Below are 20675 nucleotides of genomic sequence, written 5' to 3' on the forward strand. Positions count from 1 at the left end.
CGGACCGCCTCTGGCGCGGGGGCGGCCAGTTCCGCGTTGCCCGAGAGCGCCGACAGCCGAGACCGAGATCTTGGGAGTGTCCCTGGTGGCGTACTTCGCTGCACTGCTTGCTCGCACCGAGGACGGGTGGGATGTGAGCGAGACGGAACTCGACAACGTCGAAACCCTCGCCGATCTGGCAGACCTGGCCCGCGAGGCGACCCAGGACGACGACAGCGTCCTGGTCTTCATCGAACAGGAGGACGCCTGGTTCGCCGTCGTCCGGGTGGACGGCGAGGAGGATCCCCGCATCTTCGTGTCGGACGGCGCCGCCGCCGCCCGGAGCTCCTACGGGTCCGTCCTCACCGACGAGCTGGTCGACCAGGCCGGCGAGAGCGAGTTCGGCGACCTCGACAACCTGGTCGCCGAACTGGAGGAGGGCGGCGAGGCCGGGGAGCAGGACGACGACGAGGAGTCCGGCGACCGCGGCAGCGTCCCGGTCGGCCCGCTCGGCGACGCCCACCTGCTCACCGAGTTCGGCCTCGCCCCGGACCGGCTGCTCGCCCTCAGCGGCGAGGGCGCGGTGCCGGGCGACGCCCTGGAGGAGATCGCCGAGGCGCTCGGCTGCGGCGAGGTCCTGGAGGCGGTCCGGTAACGGTCCGTGTCCGCCGTCCGGACGGCCGGATGCCCGCCATGCCCGACACTGGATGCCATGCAGTCCGCCCGCCCGATCCCGCCGCTGCCCGCCCCCGTCCGCCCCGACCCGGTCCGTGACCGCTGGGCGGCGCCGATGCGCCTCGCCATCGCCGAGGCCGCGCTGGCGCCGGCCACCGGAGACGTCCCGGTCGGGGCGCTCGTCCTCGGTCCGGACGGCGAGGTCCTCGGCCGCGGACACAACGAGCGCGAGGCCGTCGGCGACCCGACCGCCCACGCCGAGGTGGTCGCCATCCGCCAGGCCGCCGGGAAGATCGGGGAGTGGCGCCTCGGCGGATGCACCCTGGTCGTCACCCTGGAGCCGTGCACCATGTGCGCGGGGGCGATCGTGCTCTCCAGGATCGACCGCGTGGTCTACGGCGCCCTCGACGAGAAGGCCGGCGCGGCCGGCTCCCTCTTCGACGTGATGCGCGACCGCAGGCTCAACCACCGCCCCGAGGTGGTCCCGGGCGTCCTCGCCGACGAGTGCGGCGAACAGCTCCGCGCCTTCTTCGACGGCCACCGCTGACACCGCCGCTGACACCACCGCGGACACCGCCGCGGACACCGCCGTCGGCACCACCGCCCGGCGCACCGCCGAAGGCCCCCGCGCACCGCGCCGCGGACCGCCGCAGGCCCTTCCCCGACAAAGATTTCGTGACGGTGCCACCCGTCCGGTAGAGTTCCCCTCGGTAGCGTGTCCGAGCGGCCAAAGGAGCACGCCTCGAAAGCGTGTGTGGGGGCAACTTCACCGTGGGTTCGAATCCCACCGCTACCGCCAGAAAGCCCGAGGGCCCGTCCGGAAGTCCGGACGGGCCCTCGGCGTTTCCGCGCACCCTCATACACGGAAATGGGCTCCGCACTCGGGGGCCGATGACCACCAACGCCCGGTCGAGTACGGAGCCTGGAAGGGGGGAGCGGCTCGGGGGGACTGACCGCTCCCCCGACGGAGTCCCACAACCGGGGTCGCGTCGGGGGGGAAGTCGCGACACCCGGTCCCACAGCGGGGAGCTCCGGATCCACGCACCGGGGATTCCTGCCAGATCCTCGGTACGTTCCCCATCCTGCCGTCCGATCCGCGAGCGGGCACCCGGAGAAAGGCCCCTGTCACGGGGACCTTCGTCCCACCGGGTGAACGCGTCGCACACCTGATGGGCCGTCCGGGTGGATAAGCTGCCCAGTGCAGAGGACCGCTCGGGGACCGGATGGCGGCGGCCCACGGCAAGGAGGAAGGTCACCGGATGGCACAGGCGAAGAAGATCGGAATGGTCCTCCTACTCGTCTTCGTGCTCTACACGATCATCACCTCGCCGGCCCGCGCCGCCGAGCTGGTCCAGCTCGGCTTCGAAGGCATCTCGAACGCCGCCAAGGCCGTCGGCACCTTCATGTCCGGGCTGGTGAAGTAGCCCGGACCCCACCGGCTACGGTGGGCCCTGACTCTCACCCCCCGTCCGCGAGGAGCGGCATCGTGATCCGGCACCTGGTCCTGTTCAAGCTCAACGAAGGCGTCAGCAAGGACGACGAGCGCGCGCTCGCCGGCGCCAAGGCCTTCGAGGAGCTCGGCCCGGTCGTTCCCGAGCTCCGCGAGTGGGAGTGCGGCTGGAACACCACCGAGCGCGACATCGCCCACGACTACGCGATCAACAGCCTCGTCGAGGACCGCGAGGCCCTGCAGGCGTACCTCACCCACCCGGCCCACCAGGCCGCGGCCGGCCAGTGGCGCGAGTTCGCCACCTGGGTGATCGCCGACATCGAGGTCTGAGCCCGGAGGGCCGTCCCGACGCACCCCCGGCGCGTCCCCCGGACGGCCGCGGCGCCCCGCCCGGAACCCGGACGGGGCGCCTTGCTCTGTCCCGGAACGATCCGCCGCCGTGCCACCGGAGGGCCCGGCGGATCCTCCGGCGCGGCACCAACACACCTCCGCGCGGTGCTTGCCCGACGTGCGCCCGCCTTGTGATGCTATGACCGGTTTTGCCGGACATCGCTAGGTGGTGCACGAAACCCGACGACACCCGGTCCACAGGTCTCACCGTTGTCGACTTTGGGAGGGGTGACGTGTCCGTGCGGACACCAGGGAGCGTGCCGGACGACGAGGTGCTGGCCACCGTGATCAGCCCGGCCGGCGAACTCCGCCCGGACGGCCTGCGCGGCCCCGGAGGCCGTCCGACGGTGGACGTCCGGACCCTGACCCGGGTGCTCTTCGAGCGGCTCGCCGAGCTGCCCCCGGACGCCCCCGAGCGGGAGCGGGTCCGGGCGGCACTGATCGAGGTCAACATCCCGCTGGTGCGGTACGCCGCCACGCGGTTCCGCAGCCGCAGCGAACCGATGGAGGACGTCGTCCAGGTCGGCACGATCGGCCTGATCAACGCCATCGACCGGTTCGACCCCACCCGGGGCGTGCAGTTCCCGACCTACGCACTGCCGACCATCCTCGGCGAGATCAAGCGCTACTTCCGGGACAACGTCCGCACCATGCACGTCCCGCGCCGGCTCCAGGAGCTCTGGGTCCAGGTCAGCGGCGCGATGGAGGAGCTGACGGTGACGCACGGCCGGGCCCCCAAGGTCCCCGAGATCGCCGCCAGCCTGCGCATCCCCGAGGAGGACGTCCGCGCCTGCCTGGACGCCGGCCGGGCGTACAACGCGGCGTCACTGGAGGCCGCGCAGGAGCACGAGGGCGGGCTGGCCCTCCTCGACCGGCTCGGCTACGAGGACTCCGCGCTGGCCGAGGTGGAGCACCGGGACATGGTCCGTCACCTCCTGGTGCAGCTGCCGGAGCGGGAACGACGGATCGTCATGCTGCGGTTCTTCGCCAACCTGACGCAGTCCCAGATCAGCACCGAGCTGGGCATGTCCCAGATGCACGTCTCCCGGCTGCTCTCCCGGATCCTGACCAGGCTTCGGACCGGCAACTCCTGGGAAGACTGACCGTCACATTCCCCGACAAAGCAGGACGGCGCTCCGTGCGACGGCGGGATCGCTCCGCGTTACCGGCGCGTGACGTCTTGCGACCCCCTGGTTTGCCGGAGACCGTGTTCCGGTATGGAGGGGGAAGGCATCGCTCGGGAACCGCCGGGCGACGGCACCCGTTCAACTGTCAGTCACAAGGGGGTGGGTGCATGTCCGGAGAGCTGGGCACTGCGGAGATCCACGCTGGTCAGGCCGAAGGAGCGACGTTCGCCGTCGACCGGATCCCGTTCCGGCGGGGCCCGGCCGCGCCACCCGGCGCCGAAGCGGGAGCACCCCCCGGGGCGGGCCCGGCGGCAGCCGGGCCGAGCACCGCGGAGGCGGGCCCCGAACCGGTCCCGGAGGCCGCCCCGGCGCCGTCCGGCGCCGGGCTGGACACCCGGACGCTCTCCCGCTCGCTGTTCCTGCGACTGGCCGCCCTGGACCCCGGCAGCGCCGAACACACGTACGTCCGCGACACGCTGATCGAGCTGAACCTGCCGCTGGTCCGGTACGCCTCGGCCCGGTTCCGCAGCCGCAACGAGCCGATGGAGGACATCGTCCAGGTCGGCACGATCGGCCTGATCAAGGCGATCGACCGGTTCGACCCGGAGCGCGGGGTCGAGTTCCCGACCTTCGCGATGCCGACGGTGGTCGGGGAGATCAAGCGCTTCTTCCGGGACACCAGCTGGTCGGTCCGGGTGCCCCGGCGGCTCCAGGAGCTGCGCCTGGCACTCACCAAGGCCGGCGACGAGCTCTCCCAGCGGCTGGACCGCTCCCCCACCGTCGCCGAGCTGGCCGTCTGCCTCGGCGTCAGCGAGGAGGACGTGGTCGAGGGCCTGGCGGTCGGCAACGCGTACACCGCCAGCTCGCTGGACTCCAGCCCGGGCGAGGAGGACGGCGACGGACCCCTGGCCGAGCGGCTCGGCTACGAGGACCTCGCGCTGGAGGGCGTGGAGTACCGGGAGTCGCTCAAGCCGCTGCTGGCCAAGCTGCCGCCGCGCGAGCGCCGGATCATCATGCTGCGGTTCTTCGGCAACCTCACCCAGTCGCAGATCGGCGACGAGATCGGCATCTCCCAGATGCACGTCTCCCGGCTGCTGACCAAGACCCTCACCCAGCTGCGCGAGGGCCTGATCAGCGAGGGGTGACTCCGCCGTCCCGACCGGGTGCGTGCCCGACGGCTCCCGCCGGACGCGCACCCGCCGGACGCGCACCCGGCGCCGGGGCACCCGCGGATCGCCGGTCGGACCGAACACCCGGCGGATCGCCGGGCGGGCCGGGGCCGGGCGGGCCCTACGGCTCCAGCAGGTTGGCGCGCAGACCGGCCAGCACCTCGTCGTCCAGACCGAGGCCGTCCGTCCAGAACGCCTCGAAACCGGACCATCCGGACTCGACCTCCTCGAACGCCGCCTCCAGGTAGCAGCGCTCGGCCCGGAAGACCGGCAGCAGCAGCTCCGGCTCGTGCATCAGCCCCCGGGCGCGGAAGCTCTCCACGATCGAGGCCACGATCGCGGCCGACCGCTCGTTGGTGAGCAGGTAGTCGGTGAACACGGTCTCCCGGTCCACGCCGAGCGCGGTGAGCAGCACGGCCGCCGTCCAGCCGGTGCGGTCCTTTCCGGCCGAACAGTGGAAGAGCAGCGGCGCACCGCCCGGCGCGGCCAGCAGGCGCAGGACGGCCGAGAATCGTTCGCGGGCGATCCGGTCGGTGACGAACCACCGGTAGAGGCCCGTCATCATCGCGCCGGCCCGGCCGTCACCGAGCAGGGCGCGCTGCTTCTCCGGGCTACGGTCACCGAGCGCTTCACGCAGTGCCGCGAAAATATCGAAGTCCGCCGCGAAAACGGGCAGGTGATGAAGGGTCACGCCGTCGGGCGCGGCGCGTTCCACGGTGATCGCGGTGGCGGAGTGCTCGGCGTCGGCGATCACCGCGACCGGCAGGCCGGGCACCCGGTCGGGGCCCGCCTCGCGCACTTCCTCCAGGCTGCGCAGGTCGACGACCTGCCGCAGGCCCAGCGCGGCCAGCAGGGCGAGGTCCTCGTCGGTGAGCCGGTTGAGCCCGTCGCTGCGCAGTACGGCACCGGGGCGGAGGAGCCGCCCGCCGGCCGTCCGATAGCCACCGAGGTCGCGGGCATTGACGGCACCGAACAGACCCAGGCTGCGGGCGGCCTGGAAAACGGCGGTCTCGGTCTGCTGTTCGGTCACGCGGCGGCCTCCATTGGATATTCGGACGGTGACGTGGCACAACCCTGCGCGATATTGCATGAACCTGCCCATCGAAACGGCAGGGTGTGCGAGAGTGTGAGGCGCGACGCCGCCAGTGTAGGGTCCACCTCGCCCGCCCGGACCACACGGTGGGTGAGCAGCGGTAACGCTCAGGCTTCGGGTTTTAATTTTTAATTGATTATTTGCGCAGCCGGTGCCGTTCCGGCCACAATCAGCGCTTTCATGGCCCGACCATGAACGTTGGTAACAGATTCGCTGCACTCCTGCCCATTTGGTCCCACCTGGAACGGACTCTCCACCAGGATGGGCGCCGGGCAGCATGCTGCCTGCGAACAGCGACAGGGCAGGCGAGCGCCGAGCAGCGGAGCGCCCTGCCCAGGGGAGGAAAGACAACATGGGTCGAGCGACCCGAAGAGTTGCCGCCTGCGCGGCAGCCGTTCTGCTGGCCGGTGGCCTGCAGTCGTCCCTCGCACACGGTGCCACCACCACGCCCCGGATCGACCTCACGGTCCTGGTCATCAGTGACGGCGGACCGGCGACGGCGGCGATCGCCGCCGAGCTCAAGAGCCAGGGCACCCCGTACAAGATCGTCGACCTGAACGACGCCAACCGCCCGGTGATCGACGCCGCCTTCCTCAGCGACACGCTGAACGGGCAGCCGCGCGGCAAGTACCAGGGCATCGTGCTGCCCAACGACAACCCGTTCGCGGCCGGCTCCGCCGAGATGACCGCGATCGCCACGTACGAGGCGGCGTTCAACGTCCGCCAGGTCGACGCCTACACCTACGCCCGGCCCGAGGTCGGCCTGAACTGGGCCGTCAACCCGGGCTACATGGGCACGCTGGACGGCTTCCAGGGACAGGTCTCCACGGCCGGCCTGACGGGGCCGTTCGGGTACCTCAAGGGTTCCGTCCCGTTCGAGGACAACGACCCGAGCGTCTCCGAGAGCTACGGCTACCTGGCCACCCCGCTGGCCACGCTGCCGGCCGGATCGAGCTTCACCCCGCTGGTCGAGGTGCCGATCCCCGGCAGCACCGCCAAGGGCTCGCTGGTCGGCGAGTACAGCCACGACGGCCGCAAGGAACTGGTCGTCACCTTCGTCTACAACCAGTACCAGCAGCAGTACCGCCTGCTGGCCCGCGGCATAGTCGACTGGATAACCCAGGGTGTCCACCTCGGGTACGACCGCAACTACTTCGCGGCCCACGTCGACGACGTCTTCCTCGCCGACGACCGCTGGGACACCGTCCTCAAGTGCACCCCCGGTGACGTCACCTGCCCGCCCGGCACCCCCGAGACGGCCAACCCGATCCGGATGTCGGTCGCCGACGCGCAGTTCGCGAAGCAGTGGCAGACCACCAACAACTTCACCATGGACATGGTGTTCAACGGCGGTGGCAGCGAGGACTGGAAGGTCGACCACGAGACCACCACCGACCCGGTGGTGGACCAGATGATCGCCGACCAGACCAGCTACCGCTGGGTCAACCACACCTACACCCACCCGTACCTGGGCTGCCTCCAGGACGTCTCGGTGGTCCCGTGGAAGTGCTCCAAGGACGGCGCGGGCAACACCGTCTGGATCGACCAGGCGACCATCAGCTCGCAGATCAAGAACAACCTCGACTGGGCCACCGCCCGGGGCCTCACGCTGGACAAGACGGAGCTCGTCACCGGCGAGCACTCCGGCCTGCTGACCGCCCCGCAGGAGACCAGCGACAACCCGTTCCTGGCTCCCGCGCTGGCCGCCAACGGGGTCAAGTGGACCGCCAGCGACGCGTCCCGCGAGCCCGCCCAGCGGGCCGTCGGCTCGTCCACGCTGACCGTGCCGCGCTACCCGATGAACGTCTTCTACAACGCCGCCACGGCGAAGGAGCAGACGGACGAGTACAACTGGATCTACACCAGCGCGGCCAACGGTGGCAGCGGCGTCTGCGAGAACAACGCCAACTCCACCTGCCTGCCGACGCCGCTGGACGTGAACACCGGCTACCTCTCGTACATCGTTCCGCTGGAGGCCCGGATCGACCTCGGCCACGTGCTGAGCAACGACCCGCGGCCGCACTTCATCCACCAGTCGAACCTGGCCGAGGACCGGATCGTCTACCCGGTGCTGGAGCGGATCCTCTCGACCTACCGGTCGCTGCACGCCGACAACACCCCGATCGTGAACCTGGCGCAGAAGGACCTCGGCGTCGAGTTCCAGCGCCGCGCGGCCTGGAACACGGCGCTCTCCTCCGGCCAGGTCACCGCCTACCGGACCGGCGACACCGTCACGGTGAACGCCCCGGCCGGCGTCCAGGTCCAGGCCACCATGCCGACCGGCACCGTCCAGCAGCTCGCCATCGGCAGCACCGCGTTCGGCACCGCCTACGCCGGTTCGCTCTCCGGCTGGGTCAAGCCCGGCCAGCTGCAGAGCGGCATCCAGCTGAAGCTGCCCGCCGCGGGCACCCCGGCCGCCCCGGCCGGCACCAGCCCGAGCGTCGCCGCCAAGTCGGTCACCGCCCCGGCGCCGAGCGACACCAAGGTCGTGCCGCAGGGCACGGCGGACGCCGTCCCGGCCGGCCCGGGCGACACCGACCGCACCGACGCGCCGACCCTGGTCCCCGGAAGCGGGGCCCCGGTGGCCGGCAAGGGCGCGGTCACTGGTACCACTGCTGGTAGCACGACCGGTACCGCCGGGAAGGCCGCCGGCAAGGGCACCACCCCGCAGCACGGCAAGGCCTCCGGGGGGAAGGCCGAACCCGCCAAGAAGACCGCCGGCAAGACCGGCACCCGCTAAACGGTGACCCGGTGGCGGGCCGGTCCTCCCGGCCCGCCACCGGAACCACCCGACCCGGCCACCACGGCCGGGTGCTTGACGCAAGAACAGGAGGGGGGACAGAGATGCGCGTCACCCTGCTCACCGAGGGGACGTACCCGCACCAGCACGGTGGTGTCAGCGTCTGGTGCGACCAGCTCGTCCAGGGCATGCCGGACGTCGACTTCGACATCATCGCCGTCACCGGAACCGGCCACGAACCACTGGCCTGGGAACTGCCCGCCAACGTGCGGTCCGTCACCACCGCGCCGCTCTGGGCACCGGCCGCGGACGGCCGGGCACCGCGCGGCAAGGAGATGCGGCGCTTCCTCAACGCCTACGAGCGCTTCCTGCACTCCATCCTGGACCCGGTCTACACCACCCACTTCGGCACCGAGCTGTACGGCTTCGCCGACCTCGCCCGGCGCGGGCTGCTCAGCCCGGCGCTGCGCAGCGAGCGGGCCCTGCGCACCCTCCAGCACGTCTGGACCCGCGACTACCTCTCCACCGCCGTCTCCCGGCCCACCCTGCACGACGCGCTGAACGCCACCGACCTGCTGGAGCACGCCCTCCGGCCGCTCTCGGTCGAGCCGCCCCGCGACGGTGTGGCGCACGCAGCCAGCGGCGGCCTCGCCACCCTGCCCGGCCTGATCGCCTCCCAGCAGTACGGCGTACCGTTTCTCCTCACCGAGCACGGCATCTACCTGCGCGAGCGCTACCTCGGCTACCGCACCGGCCCGTACCGCTGGCCGGTCAAGGCCCTGCTGCTCGGCTTCTACCGGATGCTCGCCGAGGAGAGCTACCGGCGGGCCGCGCTGGTCACCCCCGGCAACCGGTACAACCGGCGCTGGGAGGAGCGCGGCGGCACGCCCTCCGCGCACATCCGGACCGTCTACAACGGTGTCGACCCGGCGGCCTTCCCGCCCGCCGGACCCGAGCCGGAGACCCCCACCCTCAGCTGGGCCGGCCGGGTCGACCCGATCAAGGACCTGGAGACGCTGATCCGGGCCTTCGCGATCGTCCAGCAGGAGATACCCGAGGCACGGCTGCGGTTGTTCGGCGGCACGCCCAAGGGCGGCGAGGCGTACCGCGACGGATGCATAGCCCTGGCCGCCGAGCTCGGCGTCGCCGACTCGGTGGCCTTCGAGGGCCGCGTCGCGGACATCACCGACGCGTACGCCGCGGGGAACGTGGTGATGCTCTCCTCGATCAGCGAGGGCTTCCCGTTCACCCTGATCGAGGCCATGTCCTGCGGCCGCTCCACCGTCTCGACCGACGTCGGCGGTGTGCGCGAGGCGGTCGGCGACACCGGCCTGGTCGTTCCGCCGCGCGAGCCCGAGCCGATGGCGGCCGCCGCGATCGAGCTGCTGCGCGACCCGGAGCGGCGGGCCCGGCTCGGTGAGCAGGCCCGGCTGCGGGTGATCGAGCAGTTCACGCTCCGCCAGAACATCGACGGCTTCCGCGGCATCTACACCGAGCTGCTGGGCACCTCCCGCTGGCTGCCGGAAGGCGTGGTCGCCGTCACGGACGGCCCGCCGGACCCGGACTGGGAGCAGCCGTCCGAGCACGAGCGCAGCGAGGTCACGGCATGAGCGAGCGCAGCGAGCGAATCATCGGCAGGTGCGCGTGCCGCGAAGCGGCCGCCGAGCGCAGCGAGGTGGAGGCATGAGCGGTCCCCTCCGTCTCGTCCCCGACGAGGCCGGACCCGACTGGGCCGAGCAGACCGTGCAGCTGCGCACCCTCCCGCCGCGGGGGCGGCGCCGCCCGGTCCTGCCCGAGCAGCGCCCCGAACCGGCCGAGGACCCGCTCGACCTCTCCCCCGACCCGCTGGACGAGCTCGCCGAGCGGCTGCGCGACGTCTGCGCGGACGCCGTCCACCCGTACGAGATCGCGGCCTTCCTGGAGTCCGACGGCCTCTCCGACGAGCAGGCGGCCCTGCTGTACGGCCGCCCCGACTCCTTCACCGTCGCCGCGGAGCTGTTCGAGAAGGTCGAGCGCCGCTACCCCGGCCCGAGCGCCGAGTTCGCCAACCCCTGGCGGGCCGACCCCTGGCGCTGCGTGGTCCGGGGCCTGGTGTTCGCCCTGCCCGGCCTCGGCTACCTGCTCGGCGCCAACCTGTTCGCCGCCGACCGGATGCGGTTCGGGCTGCCCTCGGGCATGCTCGCGCTCTCCGTCGCCACCCTGGCCAGCTGGGCCTGGAACCAGGCACTGGCGCACCGCTCGTACGCCTGGCTCGGCCGGGGCCGGCGCCGGTCCGCCGCCGCCTGCCTCGCGATCGGGGCACCGCTGGGTGCGGTGGCCTCCGCCACCGCCGGGTACGTGGTCGGCGGGCCGCTGGGCGCGCTCTGCTTCGCCGCCGGGCAGTCCGGCTACCTGGCGGCGGCCACCGTGCTGCTGGTGCTCGGCCGGGAGAAGTTCCTGCTGCTCGCGCTGGCACCGTCCGCGCTCGGCGCCGGCGTGGTGCTCGCCGTCGACGTGCCGCAGGTGGTCCGCACCGCGGTGCTGCTGGCCTCCCTCGGCCTGGCGATCGGCCTGGCCGCCCGGGAGCTGGTGCGCTGTCGTCGCAGCGAGCCGGAGCCGGTGCCGTTGCGGCTGCCGCTCGTCAAGGAGGTGCCGCACCTGCTGTTCGGCCTGGCGGTCGGCACCCTGACCATGATCGCCGGCCTCGGCGTCACCGTGCACGAGGCGGTGCGCACCGGAGCCGCCGAGGGCGCCTCGGCCAGCCCGACGGGGCCGGCCATGATCGCCCTGACGCTCAGTCTCGGCCTCGCCGAGTGGCTGCTCTTCCGGTACCGGGCGATGGCGGTGGCCGCGCTGCGGACCAGCCACACGCCGATCCAGTTCGTCCGCCGCACCGGCGGCGTGCTGCTCGGATGCCTGTTCATCTACCTCACCACCGTGGCCGCCCTCGACGCCGCCGCCACCGTGCTCTGGCCCGGCGCCCCGGCGCTGGGCGTCCCGGAGCTCGGCGCGCTGCTGCTGCTGGGCGGCTCGCTCTGGCTGGCGCTGCTGCTGAACGCCTTCGGGCTCAGCTGGAGCACCGCCCTCATCTGTCTGGCCGCCGCGGGTGCCGAGTGCGCCGGGCTGCTGACCGGTGTGGACCCGACCCTCCTGCAGCTGATCGGCTGCGGGGCCTCGGCCGCGCTCCTCACCGCCATCGCCGGGCCCGTGCTCGGCCGCACCACCAAGCACCGCTGAACCACCACCGGCCGGGTCACCACCGTTCACACACCCGGCCCGGTCCCAGAAAGCCAGTCCCCAGAGAGAAGAAAGCGAATCACCGTATGAGCAGCGTCGCCATCACCGGAGCCGAGGGCTTCATCGGCTCCCACCTCGTCGAGGCCCTGGTGGCCGACGGCCACCACGTCCGCGCGATGGTCCAGTACAACTCCTTCTCGTCGTTCGGCTGGCTGGAGACCCTCTCCAAGGAGGTGCTGGACTCGGTCGAGATCGTCCTCGGCGACGTCCGCGACCCGGGGTCGGTCAACGGCCTGGTCAAGGGCACCGAGGCGGTCTACCACCTGGCCGCCCTGATCGCGATCCCGTACTCCTACCAGGCACCGCACTCGTACATCGAGACCAACGTGACCGGCACCCTCAACGTGCTGGAGGCGGTGCGTCACCTGGACATCCCCCGCCTGGTGCACACCTCCACCAGCGAGACCTACGGCACCGCGCAGACCGTGCCGATCAGCGAGGACCACCCGATCAACACGCAGTCCCCGTACGCCGCCTCCAAGGCCGGCGGGGACCGGCTGGCCGACAGCTACCACGCGAGCTTCGAGACGCCGGTCGTCACGCTGCGCCCGTTCAACACCTTCGGCCCGCGCCAGTCGATGCGCGCCGTCATCTCGACCGTGATCGCCCAGCTGGCCGCCGGCGAGACCGAGATCACCCTCGGCGACCTGCGTCCGACCCGCGACTTCATGTTCGTCAAGGACACCGCGCTGGCCTTCCGCACGGTCGGCACCGCCCCCGCCGAGACCGTGGTCGGCCGGACCTTCAACGCCGGCACCGGCGGCGAGATCTCGGTCGGCGACCTGGTGATCCTGGTCGGCAAGCTGATGGGCGTCGACGTCACGGTGAAGGAGGACGAGCAGCGCATCCGTCCGGCCAACTCCGAGGTCATGCGCCTGGTGGCCGACGCCACCCGGCTGCGCACCGCCACCGGCTGGGCTCCGCAGTACTCCCTCGAAGAGGGCCTGGAGCAGACCATCGAGTTCTTCCGCGACCCGGCCAACCTGGCCCGCTACAAGACCGACATCTACAACGTCTGACCCAGCCCGCCTTCCGTCCGCTCCCGGCATCGAAGGCCCCTGTCGCACCGACTTCCGTGGGGGAAACACCATGCACGCAGTGATCCTGGCCGGCGGTAAGGGCGTCCGCCTCCGCCCGTACACCACCGCCCTTCCCAAGCCGCTCGTCCCGATCGGCGACCAGCACGCGATCCTGGAGATCGTGATGCGTCAGCTCGCCGCCGCGGGCTTCAAGACCGTCACCCTGGCCATCGGCCACCTCGGCCACATCATCCGCGCCTACGTCGGCAACGGCTCCCAGTGGGGCCTGCGGGTCGGCTACGCCGTCGAGGACAGCCCGCTCGGCACCCTCGGCCCGCTGCTCACCCTGCAGGACCGGCTGCCCGAGCACTTCCTGGTGATGAACGGCGACGTCCTCACCGACCTGGACTTCGCCGGTGTGCTCAAGCACCACGAGGCGTCCGGGTCGCCGCTGACCATCGCCACCTACGCCCGCCAGGTGAGGATCGACTTCGGCGTCCTGACCACCGAGTCCGGCTCGATCACCGGCTTCCAGGAGAAGCCGACCATCGACTACCGGGTCTCGATGGGCGTGTACGGCGTCTCGCGCTCGGCGCTGGCCAAGTACACCCCGGGCCTGCCCCTCGGCTTCGACGAACTGGTCCTGGACCTGCTCGCCGCCAAGACGCCGCCGGCCGCCTACGAGTTCGACGGCTACTGGCTCGACATCGGACGCCCGGACGACTACGACCGGGCCAACGCCGAGTTCGCGCTCAACCGGTCGCTGCTGCTCCCGGGCGAGGCCGCGGAGGGCCTGTACGCCGTGCCGAGCGAGCAGGAGCTGCCGATCCCGGCCGCCCGTACCGCACCGGACGTCGCCGACCAGCCCGCCGCGGTGGGCCAGGCCGGTTCAGAGAACGACGGACGGGCCGCGTGAGAATCCTTCTGCTCGGTGCCGACGGCTTTCTCGGCCGGCACGCCGCCGTCGTCCTGCGGTCCCTGCCCGGGGCCACCGTGCTGACCGCCGGACGGCGGCCCGACCACGACCTGCGCCTCGACCTGGCAGCCGCCGGGTCGGGCCCGCTCGGCGAGGAGCTGGCCGCGCTCGCCCCCGACGCGGTGGTCAACTTCGCCGGTGCGGTGGCCGGCAGCGCCGTCAAGCTCGCCGAGGTCAACGCCCGCGGCCCGGCCGTGCTCTGCGAGGCGCTCGAACAGGGTGCCCCGAAGGCCCGGCTGGTGCACATCGGCTCGGCCGGCGAGTACGGCGTCTGCCCGCCCGGCAGCTCGCTCGACGAGGACGCCGACGCCCGCCCGGTCGGCGTCTACGGCGCCACCAAGCTGGCCGGCTCCCTCGCGGTGGCCGGCTCGCCGCTGGACGCCGTGGTGCTGCGGGTGTTCAACCCGGTCGGCCCGGGTGCCCCGGCGGGCTCGCTGCCCGGACGGCTCGCCGCCGAACTGCGCCGGGCCGCCCCGGACGGCGCCGAGGGCGTGGTGAAGGTCGGGGACCTCTCGGCCCACCGCGACTTCGTCGACGCCCGGGACATCGCCCGCGCGGTCGGCCTGGCCGTCACCGCGCAGAGCCCGCTGCCCAGGGTGCTCAACCTCGCCTCCGGAACGGCCAGGCCGGTCCGGGCGATCGCCGACGGCCTGGTCACGGCGGCCGGATTCACCGGACGGATCGACGAGAGCGGCGCCGGTTCCGAGCGGTCCGCGGCCGTCTCCTGGCAGCAGGCCGACGTGTCGGCCGCCGCCCGGACGCTCGGCTGGCGGCCGGAGACGGGGCTCGACGAGACGCTGCGCGACCTCTGGCTCTCCACCGAACCGCTGGTCGCCGCATGACCGGCGCAAGCCACCACGACGGCCGCCTGCTGGTGCCGCTGTACGTCCACCCCGCGGTGGACCCGGCGGCCTGGCAGGCGGTCGCCGCCGCCGACCCGAAGCGGATCGCCGCCGTCGTGCTCAACCTCGCCGACGGCCCCGGCGATCCGGACCACGTCTTCTCCGACGCCGCCGAGCAGCTCCGTGCCGCCGGTCTGCCGCTGCTCGGCTACGCCGACACCGACTACGGTCGGCGGTCGCACGCCGCCGTGGTGAACGACGTCCTGACCTACCGCCAGCGGCACAGCATCACCGGCGTCTACCTCGACCAGGTGTCCACCCAGCCGGGCGCCCTGCCGCACTACCGCCGCCTCGCCACCGCGGCCCGGGCCGCCGGGTGCTCCACGGTGGTGTTCGGGCACGGCGACCACCCCGACCCGGGGTACGCCGAGGTGGGGCTCGCCGACCTGCTGGTCACCTTCGAAGGGGACTGGACGGCCTACCAGTCGCTCACCCTGCCGCTCTGGACCGGCCGGCACGCCGCCGCCCGGTTCTGCCACCTGGTCTACGACGTGCCCGCCGAGCGGGCCCGCGAGGCCACCGCACTGATCGCCGCCCGCCGGGCCGGCGCGGGCTGCGCGGTCCCGGGCGCCGGGGACAACCCCTGGAGCACCCTGCCGCACGACCTGACCGCCCCCGACCTGGCGTCGCCGGCGTGACGGTCCCGGCCGCGCACGGCCGACCCGGCACCACCGGACCGGCCGCCCGACCGACCACCGGACCGGCAGTCAGCGGATCGCCGACTGCCGCCCGGCCCGCACACCCACCGATCGCCACCGACCCGCCCGTTGCCGAACGGACCTGACCAGACCCGGAGTTCGAGCACCGTGACCCGTCGTACCCGGCCACTCCTGGCCGCCCTCGCCCTCGCCACGGCCCTGCTGGCGACCTCGTGCAGCAGCTCCGGCCCGGACGACGAGGACACCTCCTCGGCCGACGCCACCGGCGCCCAGCCCCCGGCGGCCACCGCCGACCCGGTCCCGGGCAGCCCGACCGCCCCGGACAGCTCGTCGTCGGCCCCCACCGGCACGGCGGCCACCACCCCGCCCGCGCCCGGCACCGCCACCACCGCACCGGGCACCCCGACCGGCACCACCCCGGGCACGCCGGGCACCCCGACGGGCAAGCCCGGCACCACACCGGGCACCACCCCGGGCACCGCACCGGGGACGCCGCCCGGCCCGGGTACGGGCACCGGAACCGGCACGGGTACGGGCGGCACCGGCGGCACCGGCACGCCGAACGGCACCTCGAACGGCGCCCGTTGGCAGCCCACCCCCGGCCTCGCCTGGCAGTGGCAGCTCGGCGGCGGCGTCGACCAGTCCGTCGACGTCCCCGTCTACGACATCGACGGCTTCGAGACCGACGCCTCGGTGGTCGCCGCACTGCACGCCAAGGGCCGCAAGGTGATCTGCTACATCAACGCCGGTTCCTGGGAGGACTTCCGCCCCGACGCCGCCGCCTTCACCAAGGCCCTGCAGGGCGCCGGCAACGGGTGGAAGGGCGAGAAGTGGTTCGACATCCGCAAGCTCGACCAGCTGAAGCCGCTGATGGCGGCCCGCTTCGACATGTGCAAGCAGAAGGGCTTCGACGCCGTCGAACCCGACACCATCGAGGCGTACAACCAGAACAGCGGCTTCCCGCTGACCGCCGAGGACCAGCTCCGCTACAACCGCATGCTGGCCTCGCTCGCCCACGAGCGCGGCCTCGCGATCGGTCTGAAGAACGACCTGGACCAGATCCCCGCCCTGCTGGCCGACTTCGACTTCGCCGTGAACGAGGAGTGCGCCGAGTTCAACGAGTGCGCCCGTCTCTCCCCCTTCATCCAGGCGGGCAAGGCGGTGTTCCACGTCGAGTACAAGCTCGGCACCGACCGGTTCTGCGCCCAGTCCAAGTCGCTGGGTCTCAGCTCGATGCAGAAGAAGCTCGAACTGGACGCCTGGCGGAAGCCCTGCTGAGACAGGAGGGCCGCCGAGCCGCCAGGCGTTCCGGCGCGAGGGTTACTTGACAGCCAGCCAGATGACGGCGCCCACAACGACCAGGGCAACGACGGCGACCAGCGCGATCACACCGGTGCGGTTGCTGTTGGTGCTGTAGGTGTTGACGGATCCCGGCGCCTGGGGTGCCGGGGTCTCGTCGACGAAGGCCCGGAACATCTGGGTGCTGCCGGCGGGGTCGTAGTCGTTGTCAGCCATGGCACGGACTCTAACGAATCCCGGCACCGCGCCGACACCCCGGTGCACCCTCCCCGGCTCACGCCGGGAGGGGCACCGGGCCGGCCCCGGCCCCCGACCGGCCCGTACCGGACTCCGGCCGAACCCAGCGCTACGGGCGTGCGAAAAGCCTGTGAAGTCTGCCCGGACCGCGGAATTCCGGCCCGGCCGATCCGGTTGACTCGGATCATGACCGGAATCCACAGTGACGCCCCCCGTTATGTGCAGCTCGGCACGTCCGACCTCTCGGTGTTCCCGATCTCCCTCGGCGGCAACGTCTTCGGCTGGACCGCCGACGAGGCGCAGTCCTTCGCCGTCCTCGACGTCTACGCGGCGGCCGGCGGCAACTTCGTCGACACCGCCGACACCTACTCCTCCTGGGTGCCCGGCAACGCCGGCGGCGAGTCGGAGACGATCCTCGGCAACTGGCTGCGCAAGCGGGGCAACCGTGACTCCGTGGTCATCGCCACCAAGGTCGGTCTCCACCCCGAGGCCCGCGGCCTGAGCGCGGCCAACATCAAGGCGTCCGCCGAGGGTTCGCTGCGCCGCCTCGGCGTCGACCACATCGACCTCTACTACACCCACCAGGACGACCACACCCCGGTCGAGGAGTTCGTCACCGCGCTGGACGAGCTGGTGCGCGAGGGCAAGGTGCGCGCCGTCGCCGCCTCGAACATCGGCGCCGAGCGGCTGGCCGAGGCGCTCACCTTCGCCGAGGGCGAGGGCCTGGCCGCGTACGTCGCCGTCCAGCCGCACTACAACCTGGTCTCGCGCGGCACCTTCGAGGGCCCGCTGGCCGACCTGGTCGCCGAGCGCGGCCTGGCCACCGTGCCGTACTACGCGCTCGCCTCGGGCTTCCTCACCGGCAAGTACCGCCCGGGCGGCGAGGGTGTGGACAGCGCCCGCGCCGAGGGCGCCAGCCGCTACCTGGCCGACGCGCGCGGACCCAAGGTGCTGGAGGCGCTGGACACGGTCGCCGCGGAGCAGGACGTCGAGCTCGCCTCCGTCGCCCTGGCCTGGCTCGCCGCCCGCCCCACCGTCGCCGCCCCGATCGTCAGCGCCCGCACCGTCGAGCAGCTCCCGCCGCTGCTGGCCGCCGCCTCACTGGAGCTCACCCCGGCGCAGACCGCCCTGCTGGACGCCGCCTCCGCCTGAGCGCCGCGCTCTCCCGTCAGCACGGAGGCCGTGGACGGACCCGCGCGGGGGCGGCGGGTCCGTCCACAGCCTGTGGACGACGGGGAGGGACTTCTAGGCGCCGGGTCGCCCGAAGTGGGTCGGGTAGAAGCCGCTGGTGATCGTCGACACCCGGACCGGCTTGCCCGGCCTCGGTGCCTCGGCGAACTTGCCGCCGCCCAGGTAGATCCCCACGTGGTGGATGCCCGAGGCCCGGCCGCTGTCCGACCAGAACAGCAGGTCACCGCGGCGCAGCTGCCCCGCCGTGATCGGCGTGGTCGCCGCGTACTGGTCGTCGGCCACCCGCGGCAGGCTGATGCCCGCCCGCCGGTAGGCCTGCTGCACCAGCCCCGAGCAGTCGTACCCGGACGGCCCGTTGCCGCCCCAGACGTACGGCTTGCCGAGCTGGGCGAGCGCGTAGTCGATCGCCGTCTCCAGGCGCCCCGAGGCCGGACCGGCGTCCTGGACGGGCCGGGTGACCGGCGGCGCGGACACCTGCGCCTGACTGCCACCGGACTGGCCGGTGCGGCTCAGGTAGACGTCGTAGTGGCTCGTGTACCGCCACTCGCCACTGCCGTTCTTGAACCAGTACTTCGAGCCGTCCCAGCCCTGCCGCGTCCCGGAGGAGCCGGCCGCGGACCCGTTGGAGACGACCGCCTTGCCACTGGCACCGGAGGCCGGGCCGGAACCGGACCCCGCCCCGGTCCGGGGCGCTCCGGTCTGCGCCGCTCCGGTCTGCGCCGCCCCTCCGGAGCCGCCCGTCTGGCGGGTGCGGCCGAGGTAGACGTCGTAGTGGCTCGTGTACCGCCACTCGCCGCCGCTGCCCTTGAACCAGTACTTCGAGCCGTCCCAGCCCTGCTTGCCGGGCGCCGCCTGCGCGGACCCGGCACCGGCGGTCAGTCCGACCACCCCGGCACCGGCCAGCACGGTGGTCGCCAGGCAGGTGCTCCGGACCGCGCGGTGTATTCGCCCGCCACCGGACGGCCCCGCCGGTCGGACGGTGCGCCGCGCGGCCGCGCAGTCGGGGCAGGAGCAGGCCGCGATCGAGGCGGTGCTGCCGAGGCCCTCCTCGAAACCGATCAGCGCCGCGTCCGGGTCGAACGCGAACTCGGCCTCGCCCGCGAACTCCTGGCCGGGCACGAACTCCTGGCCGGGCGCGAACGAGGAGTCGAACGCGAGTCCGGTGTCCGGGCCGGTGGCTATCCTCATGCCGGTCGTCCTTCCTTTCGCCCGGCCCGGGCGGCCGGGGACGGTACCGAGGCGGCGACTCCGGCCGGGGCGACGAAGGCGACCAGCAGTTGCTCCATCAGCGCGCTGCGGGCGGCCTCGTCCAGCTCGTGCGCGGTGGCCCGCTCCAGCCGGCGGACGGCGAGCGCCGCCGCCTCCACCGCGTCGTCCACCAGCACCGTGCGCAGGCCCGCGTCCAGATCGGCCAGCCTCCGGCGGCGCATCGACTCGGCCACCTCGGGCGCGTAGTCCAGCGCCAGCGGCTGCGCCGAGTAGACCTCCAGCCCGGCCGGGGCGACCTCGGCGGCCAGCGCCCGGGTCAGCTCGTCGGCGAACCACTGGCCGTCGCGCAGCGCGGGCCCGGGGCCCGCGTTGCTGTCGCACGGCAGGATGGAGGCGGTCCGGGTGAGCACCGCCTGGACCTGCTCCCGCAGGTAGCTCTCGTGGTCCTCGATCGACAGCATCGCGCGGGCGGTGTCCTTCACCCGCCAGACGATCAGCAGCCGGACGACGATCGGGGTGCCGGTGCGGTCGACCACCTTGACCGGCTCGCTGCGCCAGTGCCGCAGCCGGACGTCCACCCGGCGGCGGCGCAGCAACGGGTTGACCCAGACCAGGCCGGTGCGGCGGACGGTGCCCCGGTAGCGGCCCCAGCGGGTGAGCACCCGGGTCTCGCCGCCCGCGTTGACCAGCAGTCCGGCGAGCGCGAGGACCACCAGCAGTCCGGCGGCGGTGACGGCGGACACCGAACGGGCGGTCACCTCGGCCGTGCCTGCGGCCCGGACGGCCGCGGTGCGCAGGTCGGGCAGCGTGTCCCAGTGCGGGATGACACCGTCGCGCAGGAGCACCAGCAGGACGGCCGCCGTACCGGCCAGGAGCCCGAAGAGGGCGACCCAGCCGGGCAGCGCGGCGGCGGCGTGCTCGCGCAGCGCCTGGTCGGCGCGCGGGGGCCGGCGCGCGGTGGCGGTGGTGAGCGCGCCCACCGGGACCGTCTCCGTCTCCGGCGGGCCGCCCGGTCCCGCCGGTTCGGCGGCCTCCAGCGGATCGCGCAGGTCGACCGGGGCGCCGACCGGTCCGGGGACCACCGCCAGCGGGGTGGTGGCCGGACCGTTGTCGACCGGCCTGGCGGGCTTGGGCGGCTTCGGTGCCCTGACCAGCGGGCTGGAGCCGGAGGCGGAACGTTCCGCCAGCACCGGCGGAAGCGTCTTGGGCGGGTTGTCGGGTCGCTGCGAAGAATCGCGGGTGACGTCCATGCACGGATCCTCAGGTTCAGTGTGTCGCGCAACG

At 72.9% G+C, this 20675-nt stretch carries 18 protein-coding genes, 1 tRNA gene and 1 pseudogene; 16 read left to right on the forward strand and 4 right to left on the reverse strand.

Features of this window, described 5'->3' with window-relative positions; all coding sequences use genetic code 11:
* Nucleotides 1–85 precede the first annotated feature (85 nt).
* The 7 genes from ABZY91_RS25180 (at nucleotide 86) to ABZY91_RS25210 (ending at nucleotide 4766) form a co-directional block, all read left to right on the forward strand.
* Nucleotides 86–634: a hypothetical protein gene (locus ABZY91_RS25180; RefSeq protein ID WP_355405343.1), complete on the forward strand. Its 549-nt coding sequence runs from the start codon at nucleotides 86–88 to the stop codon at nucleotides 632–634.
* A 57-nt stretch (nucleotides 635–691) separates the two neighbouring features.
* Nucleotides 692–1201: a tRNA adenosine(34) deaminase TadA gene (gene tadA / locus ABZY91_RS25185; RefSeq protein WP_329884942.1), complete on the forward strand. Its 510-nt coding sequence runs from the start codon at nucleotides 692–694 to the stop codon at nucleotides 1199–1201.
* Between the two features lie 162 nt (nucleotides 1202–1363).
* Nucleotides 1364–1453: transfer RNA gene (locus tag ABZY91_RS25190), tRNA-Ser, on the forward strand.
* A gap of 460 nt (nucleotides 1454–1913) precedes the next feature.
* Nucleotides 1914–2078, forward strand: coding sequence for a hypothetical protein (locus ABZY91_RS25195; RefSeq protein WP_355405344.1), 165 nt, complete (start codon nucleotides 1914–1916; stop codon nucleotides 2076–2078).
* Nucleotides 2079–2140: 62 nt separating this feature from the next.
* Nucleotides 2141–2434 (forward strand): Dabb family protein, encoded by a 294-nt coding sequence (locus ABZY91_RS25200; RefSeq protein ID WP_329948779.1) that lies wholly within the window; start codon nucleotides 2141–2143, stop codon nucleotides 2432–2434.
* Nucleotides 2435–2814: 380 nt separating this feature from the next.
* Nucleotides 2815–3597 carry an RNA polymerase sigma factor SigF gene (locus tag ABZY91_RS25205; protein ID WP_355405359.1) on the forward strand — a complete coding sequence of 261 codons (783 nt, stop codon included), beginning with the start codon at nucleotides 2815–2817 and terminating at the stop codon, nucleotides 3595–3597.
* Between the two features lie 191 nt (nucleotides 3598–3788).
* Entirely contained in the window at nucleotides 3789–4766 is a 978-nt protein-coding gene (locus ABZY91_RS25210) for an RNA polymerase sigma factor SigF (RefSeq protein WP_355405345.1), read from the forward strand.
* Nucleotides 4767–4911: 145 nt separating this feature from the next.
* Here ABZY91_RS25210 and ABZY91_RS25215 read toward each other — a convergent pair whose 3' ends face one another.
* A complete protein-coding gene (locus tag ABZY91_RS25215; RefSeq protein WP_355405346.1) occupies nucleotides 4912–5820 on the reverse strand; it encodes a tyrosine-protein phosphatase in 909 nt (302 codons plus the stop codon).
* A 415-nt stretch (nucleotides 5821–6235) separates the two neighbouring features.
* Here ABZY91_RS25215 and ABZY91_RS25220 point away from each other — a divergent pair, with 415 nt between their 5' ends.
* The 8 genes and pseudogenes from ABZY91_RS25220 (at nucleotide 6236) to ABZY91_RS25255 (ending at nucleotide 16733) form a co-directional block, all read left to right on the forward strand.
* Nucleotides 6236–8623, forward strand: coding sequence for a hypothetical protein (locus ABZY91_RS25220; RefSeq protein WP_329884936.1), 2388 nt, complete (start codon nucleotides 6236–6238; stop codon nucleotides 8621–8623).
* A 104-nt stretch (nucleotides 8624–8727) separates the two neighbouring features.
* A complete protein-coding gene (gene pelF / locus ABZY91_RS25225) occupies nucleotides 8728–10233 on the forward strand; it encodes a GT4 family glycosyltransferase PelF (protein ID WP_355405347.1) in 1506 nt (501 codons plus the stop codon).
* Nucleotides 10234–10306: 73 nt separating this feature from the next.
* Nucleotides 10307–11839, forward strand: coding sequence for a hypothetical protein (locus ABZY91_RS25230; protein WP_355405348.1), 1533 nt, complete (start codon nucleotides 10307–10309; stop codon nucleotides 11837–11839).
* Nucleotides 11840–11925: 86 nt separating this feature from the next.
* Entirely contained in the window at nucleotides 11926–12918 is a 993-nt protein-coding gene (locus ABZY91_RS25235; protein ID WP_329884933.1) for an SDR family NAD(P)-dependent oxidoreductase, read from the forward strand.
* Between the two features lie 70 nt (nucleotides 12919–12988).
* Nucleotides 12989–13696: pseudogene (locus ABZY91_RS25240) on the forward strand (sugar phosphate nucleotidyltransferase); the annotation flags it as partial.
* A gap of 134 nt (nucleotides 13697–13830) precedes the next feature.
* Complete coding sequence (locus ABZY91_RS25245; RefSeq protein WP_355405349.1) at nucleotides 13831–14736, forward strand: NAD(P)-dependent oxidoreductase; 906 nt, start codon at nucleotides 13831–13833, stop codon at nucleotides 14734–14736.
* Nucleotides 14733–15434 (forward strand): spherulation-specific family 4 protein, encoded by a 702-nt coding sequence (locus ABZY91_RS25250; protein ID WP_355405350.1) that lies wholly within the window; start codon nucleotides 14733–14735, stop codon nucleotides 15432–15434. The genes ABZY91_RS25245 and ABZY91_RS25250 overlap by 4 nt, the downstream gene beginning before the upstream one ends.
* A gap of 168 nt (nucleotides 15435–15602) precedes the next feature.
* On the forward strand, nucleotides 15603–16733 hold the full coding sequence (locus tag ABZY91_RS25255; RefSeq protein ID WP_355405351.1) for an endo alpha-1,4 polygalactosaminidase: 1131 nt from the start codon (nucleotides 15603–15605) through the stop codon (nucleotides 16731–16733).
* A gap of 42 nt (nucleotides 16734–16775) precedes the next feature.
* Here ABZY91_RS25255 and ABZY91_RS25260 read toward each other — a convergent pair whose 3' ends face one another.
* Nucleotides 16776–16970 (reverse strand): hypothetical protein, encoded by a 195-nt coding sequence (locus ABZY91_RS25260; protein WP_329884929.1) that lies wholly within the window; start codon nucleotides 16968–16970, stop codon nucleotides 16776–16778.
* A gap of 207 nt (nucleotides 16971–17177) precedes the next feature.
* Between ABZY91_RS25260 and ABZY91_RS25265 the strand changes: the two genes are divergently transcribed.
* Complete coding sequence (locus ABZY91_RS25265) at nucleotides 17178–18143, forward strand: aldo/keto reductase (RefSeq protein ID WP_355405352.1); 966 nt, start codon at nucleotides 17178–17180, stop codon at nucleotides 18141–18143.
* Between the two features lie 93 nt (nucleotides 18144–18236).
* On the opposite strand, the gene ABZY91_RS25270 is transcribed toward ABZY91_RS25265, so the two are convergent.
* Both ABZY91_RS25270 and ABZY91_RS25275 read right to left on the reverse strand, forming a co-directional pair.
* The gene (locus tag ABZY91_RS25270; RefSeq protein ID WP_355405353.1) at nucleotides 18237–19370 is read right to left on the reverse strand and encodes a C40 family peptidase; all 1134 of its coding nucleotides are present in this window, start codon (nucleotides 19368–19370) and stop codon (nucleotides 18237–18239) included.
* Nucleotides 19367–20641 (reverse strand): SPFH domain-containing protein, encoded by a 1275-nt coding sequence (locus ABZY91_RS25275; protein WP_355405354.1) that lies wholly within the window; start codon nucleotides 20639–20641, stop codon nucleotides 19367–19369. Before ABZY91_RS25275 ends, ABZY91_RS25270 begins: the two co-directional genes overlap by 4 nt.
* Between the last annotated feature and the right edge of the window lie 34 nt (nucleotides 20642–20675).

The organism is Kitasatospora sp. NPDC002965, from assembly GCF_040611255.1.
GTDB lineage: Bacteria > Actinomycetota > Actinomycetes > Streptomycetales > Streptomycetaceae > Kitasatospora.

Excerpts from the sequence above, each read along its gene's own strand:
- ABZY91_RS25250 (WP_355405350.1), top strand. The coding sequence starts at position 14,733 with ATGACCGGCGCAAGCCACCACGACGGCCGCCTGCTGGTGCCGCTGTAC.
- tadA (WP_329884942.1), top strand. The coding sequence starts at position 692 with ATGCAGTCCGCCCGCCCGATCCCGCCGCTGCCCGCCCCCGTCCGCCCC.
- pelF (WP_355405347.1), top strand. The coding sequence starts at position 8,728 with ATGCGCGTCACCCTGCTCACCGAGGGGACGTACCCGCACCAGCACGGT.
- ABZY91_RS25270 (WP_355405353.1), bottom strand. The coding sequence starts at position 19,370 with ATGAGGATAGCCACCGGCCCGGACACCGGACTCGCGTTCGACTCCTCG.
- ABZY91_RS25230 (WP_355405348.1), top strand. The coding sequence starts at position 10,307 with ATGAGCGGTCCCCTCCGTCTCGTCCCCGACGAGGCCGGACCCGACTGG.
- ABZY91_RS25220 (WP_329884936.1), top strand. The coding sequence starts at position 6,236 with ATGGGTCGAGCGACCCGAAGAGTTGCCGCCTGCGCGGCAGCCGTTCTG.
- ABZY91_RS25195 (WP_355405344.1), top strand. The coding sequence starts at position 1,914 with ATGGCACAGGCGAAGAAGATCGGAATGGTCCTCCTACTCGTCTTCGTG.
- ABZY91_RS25275 (WP_355405354.1), bottom strand. The coding sequence starts at position 20,641 with ATGGACGTCACCCGCGATTCTTCGCAGCGACCCGACAACCCGCCCAAG.
- ABZY91_RS25265 (WP_355405352.1), top strand. The coding sequence starts at position 17,178 with ATGACCGGAATCCACAGTGACGCCCCCCGTTATGTGCAGCTCGGCACG.
- ABZY91_RS25210 (WP_355405345.1), top strand. The coding sequence starts at position 3,789 with ATGTCCGGAGAGCTGGGCACTGCGGAGATCCACGCTGGTCAGGCCGAA.
- ABZY91_RS25260 (WP_329884929.1), bottom strand. The coding sequence starts at position 16,970 with ATGGCTGACAACGACTACGACCCCGCCGGCAGCACCCAGATGTTCCGG.
- ABZY91_RS25235 (WP_329884933.1), top strand. The coding sequence starts at position 11,926 with ATGAGCAGCGTCGCCATCACCGGAGCCGAGGGCTTCATCGGCTCCCAC.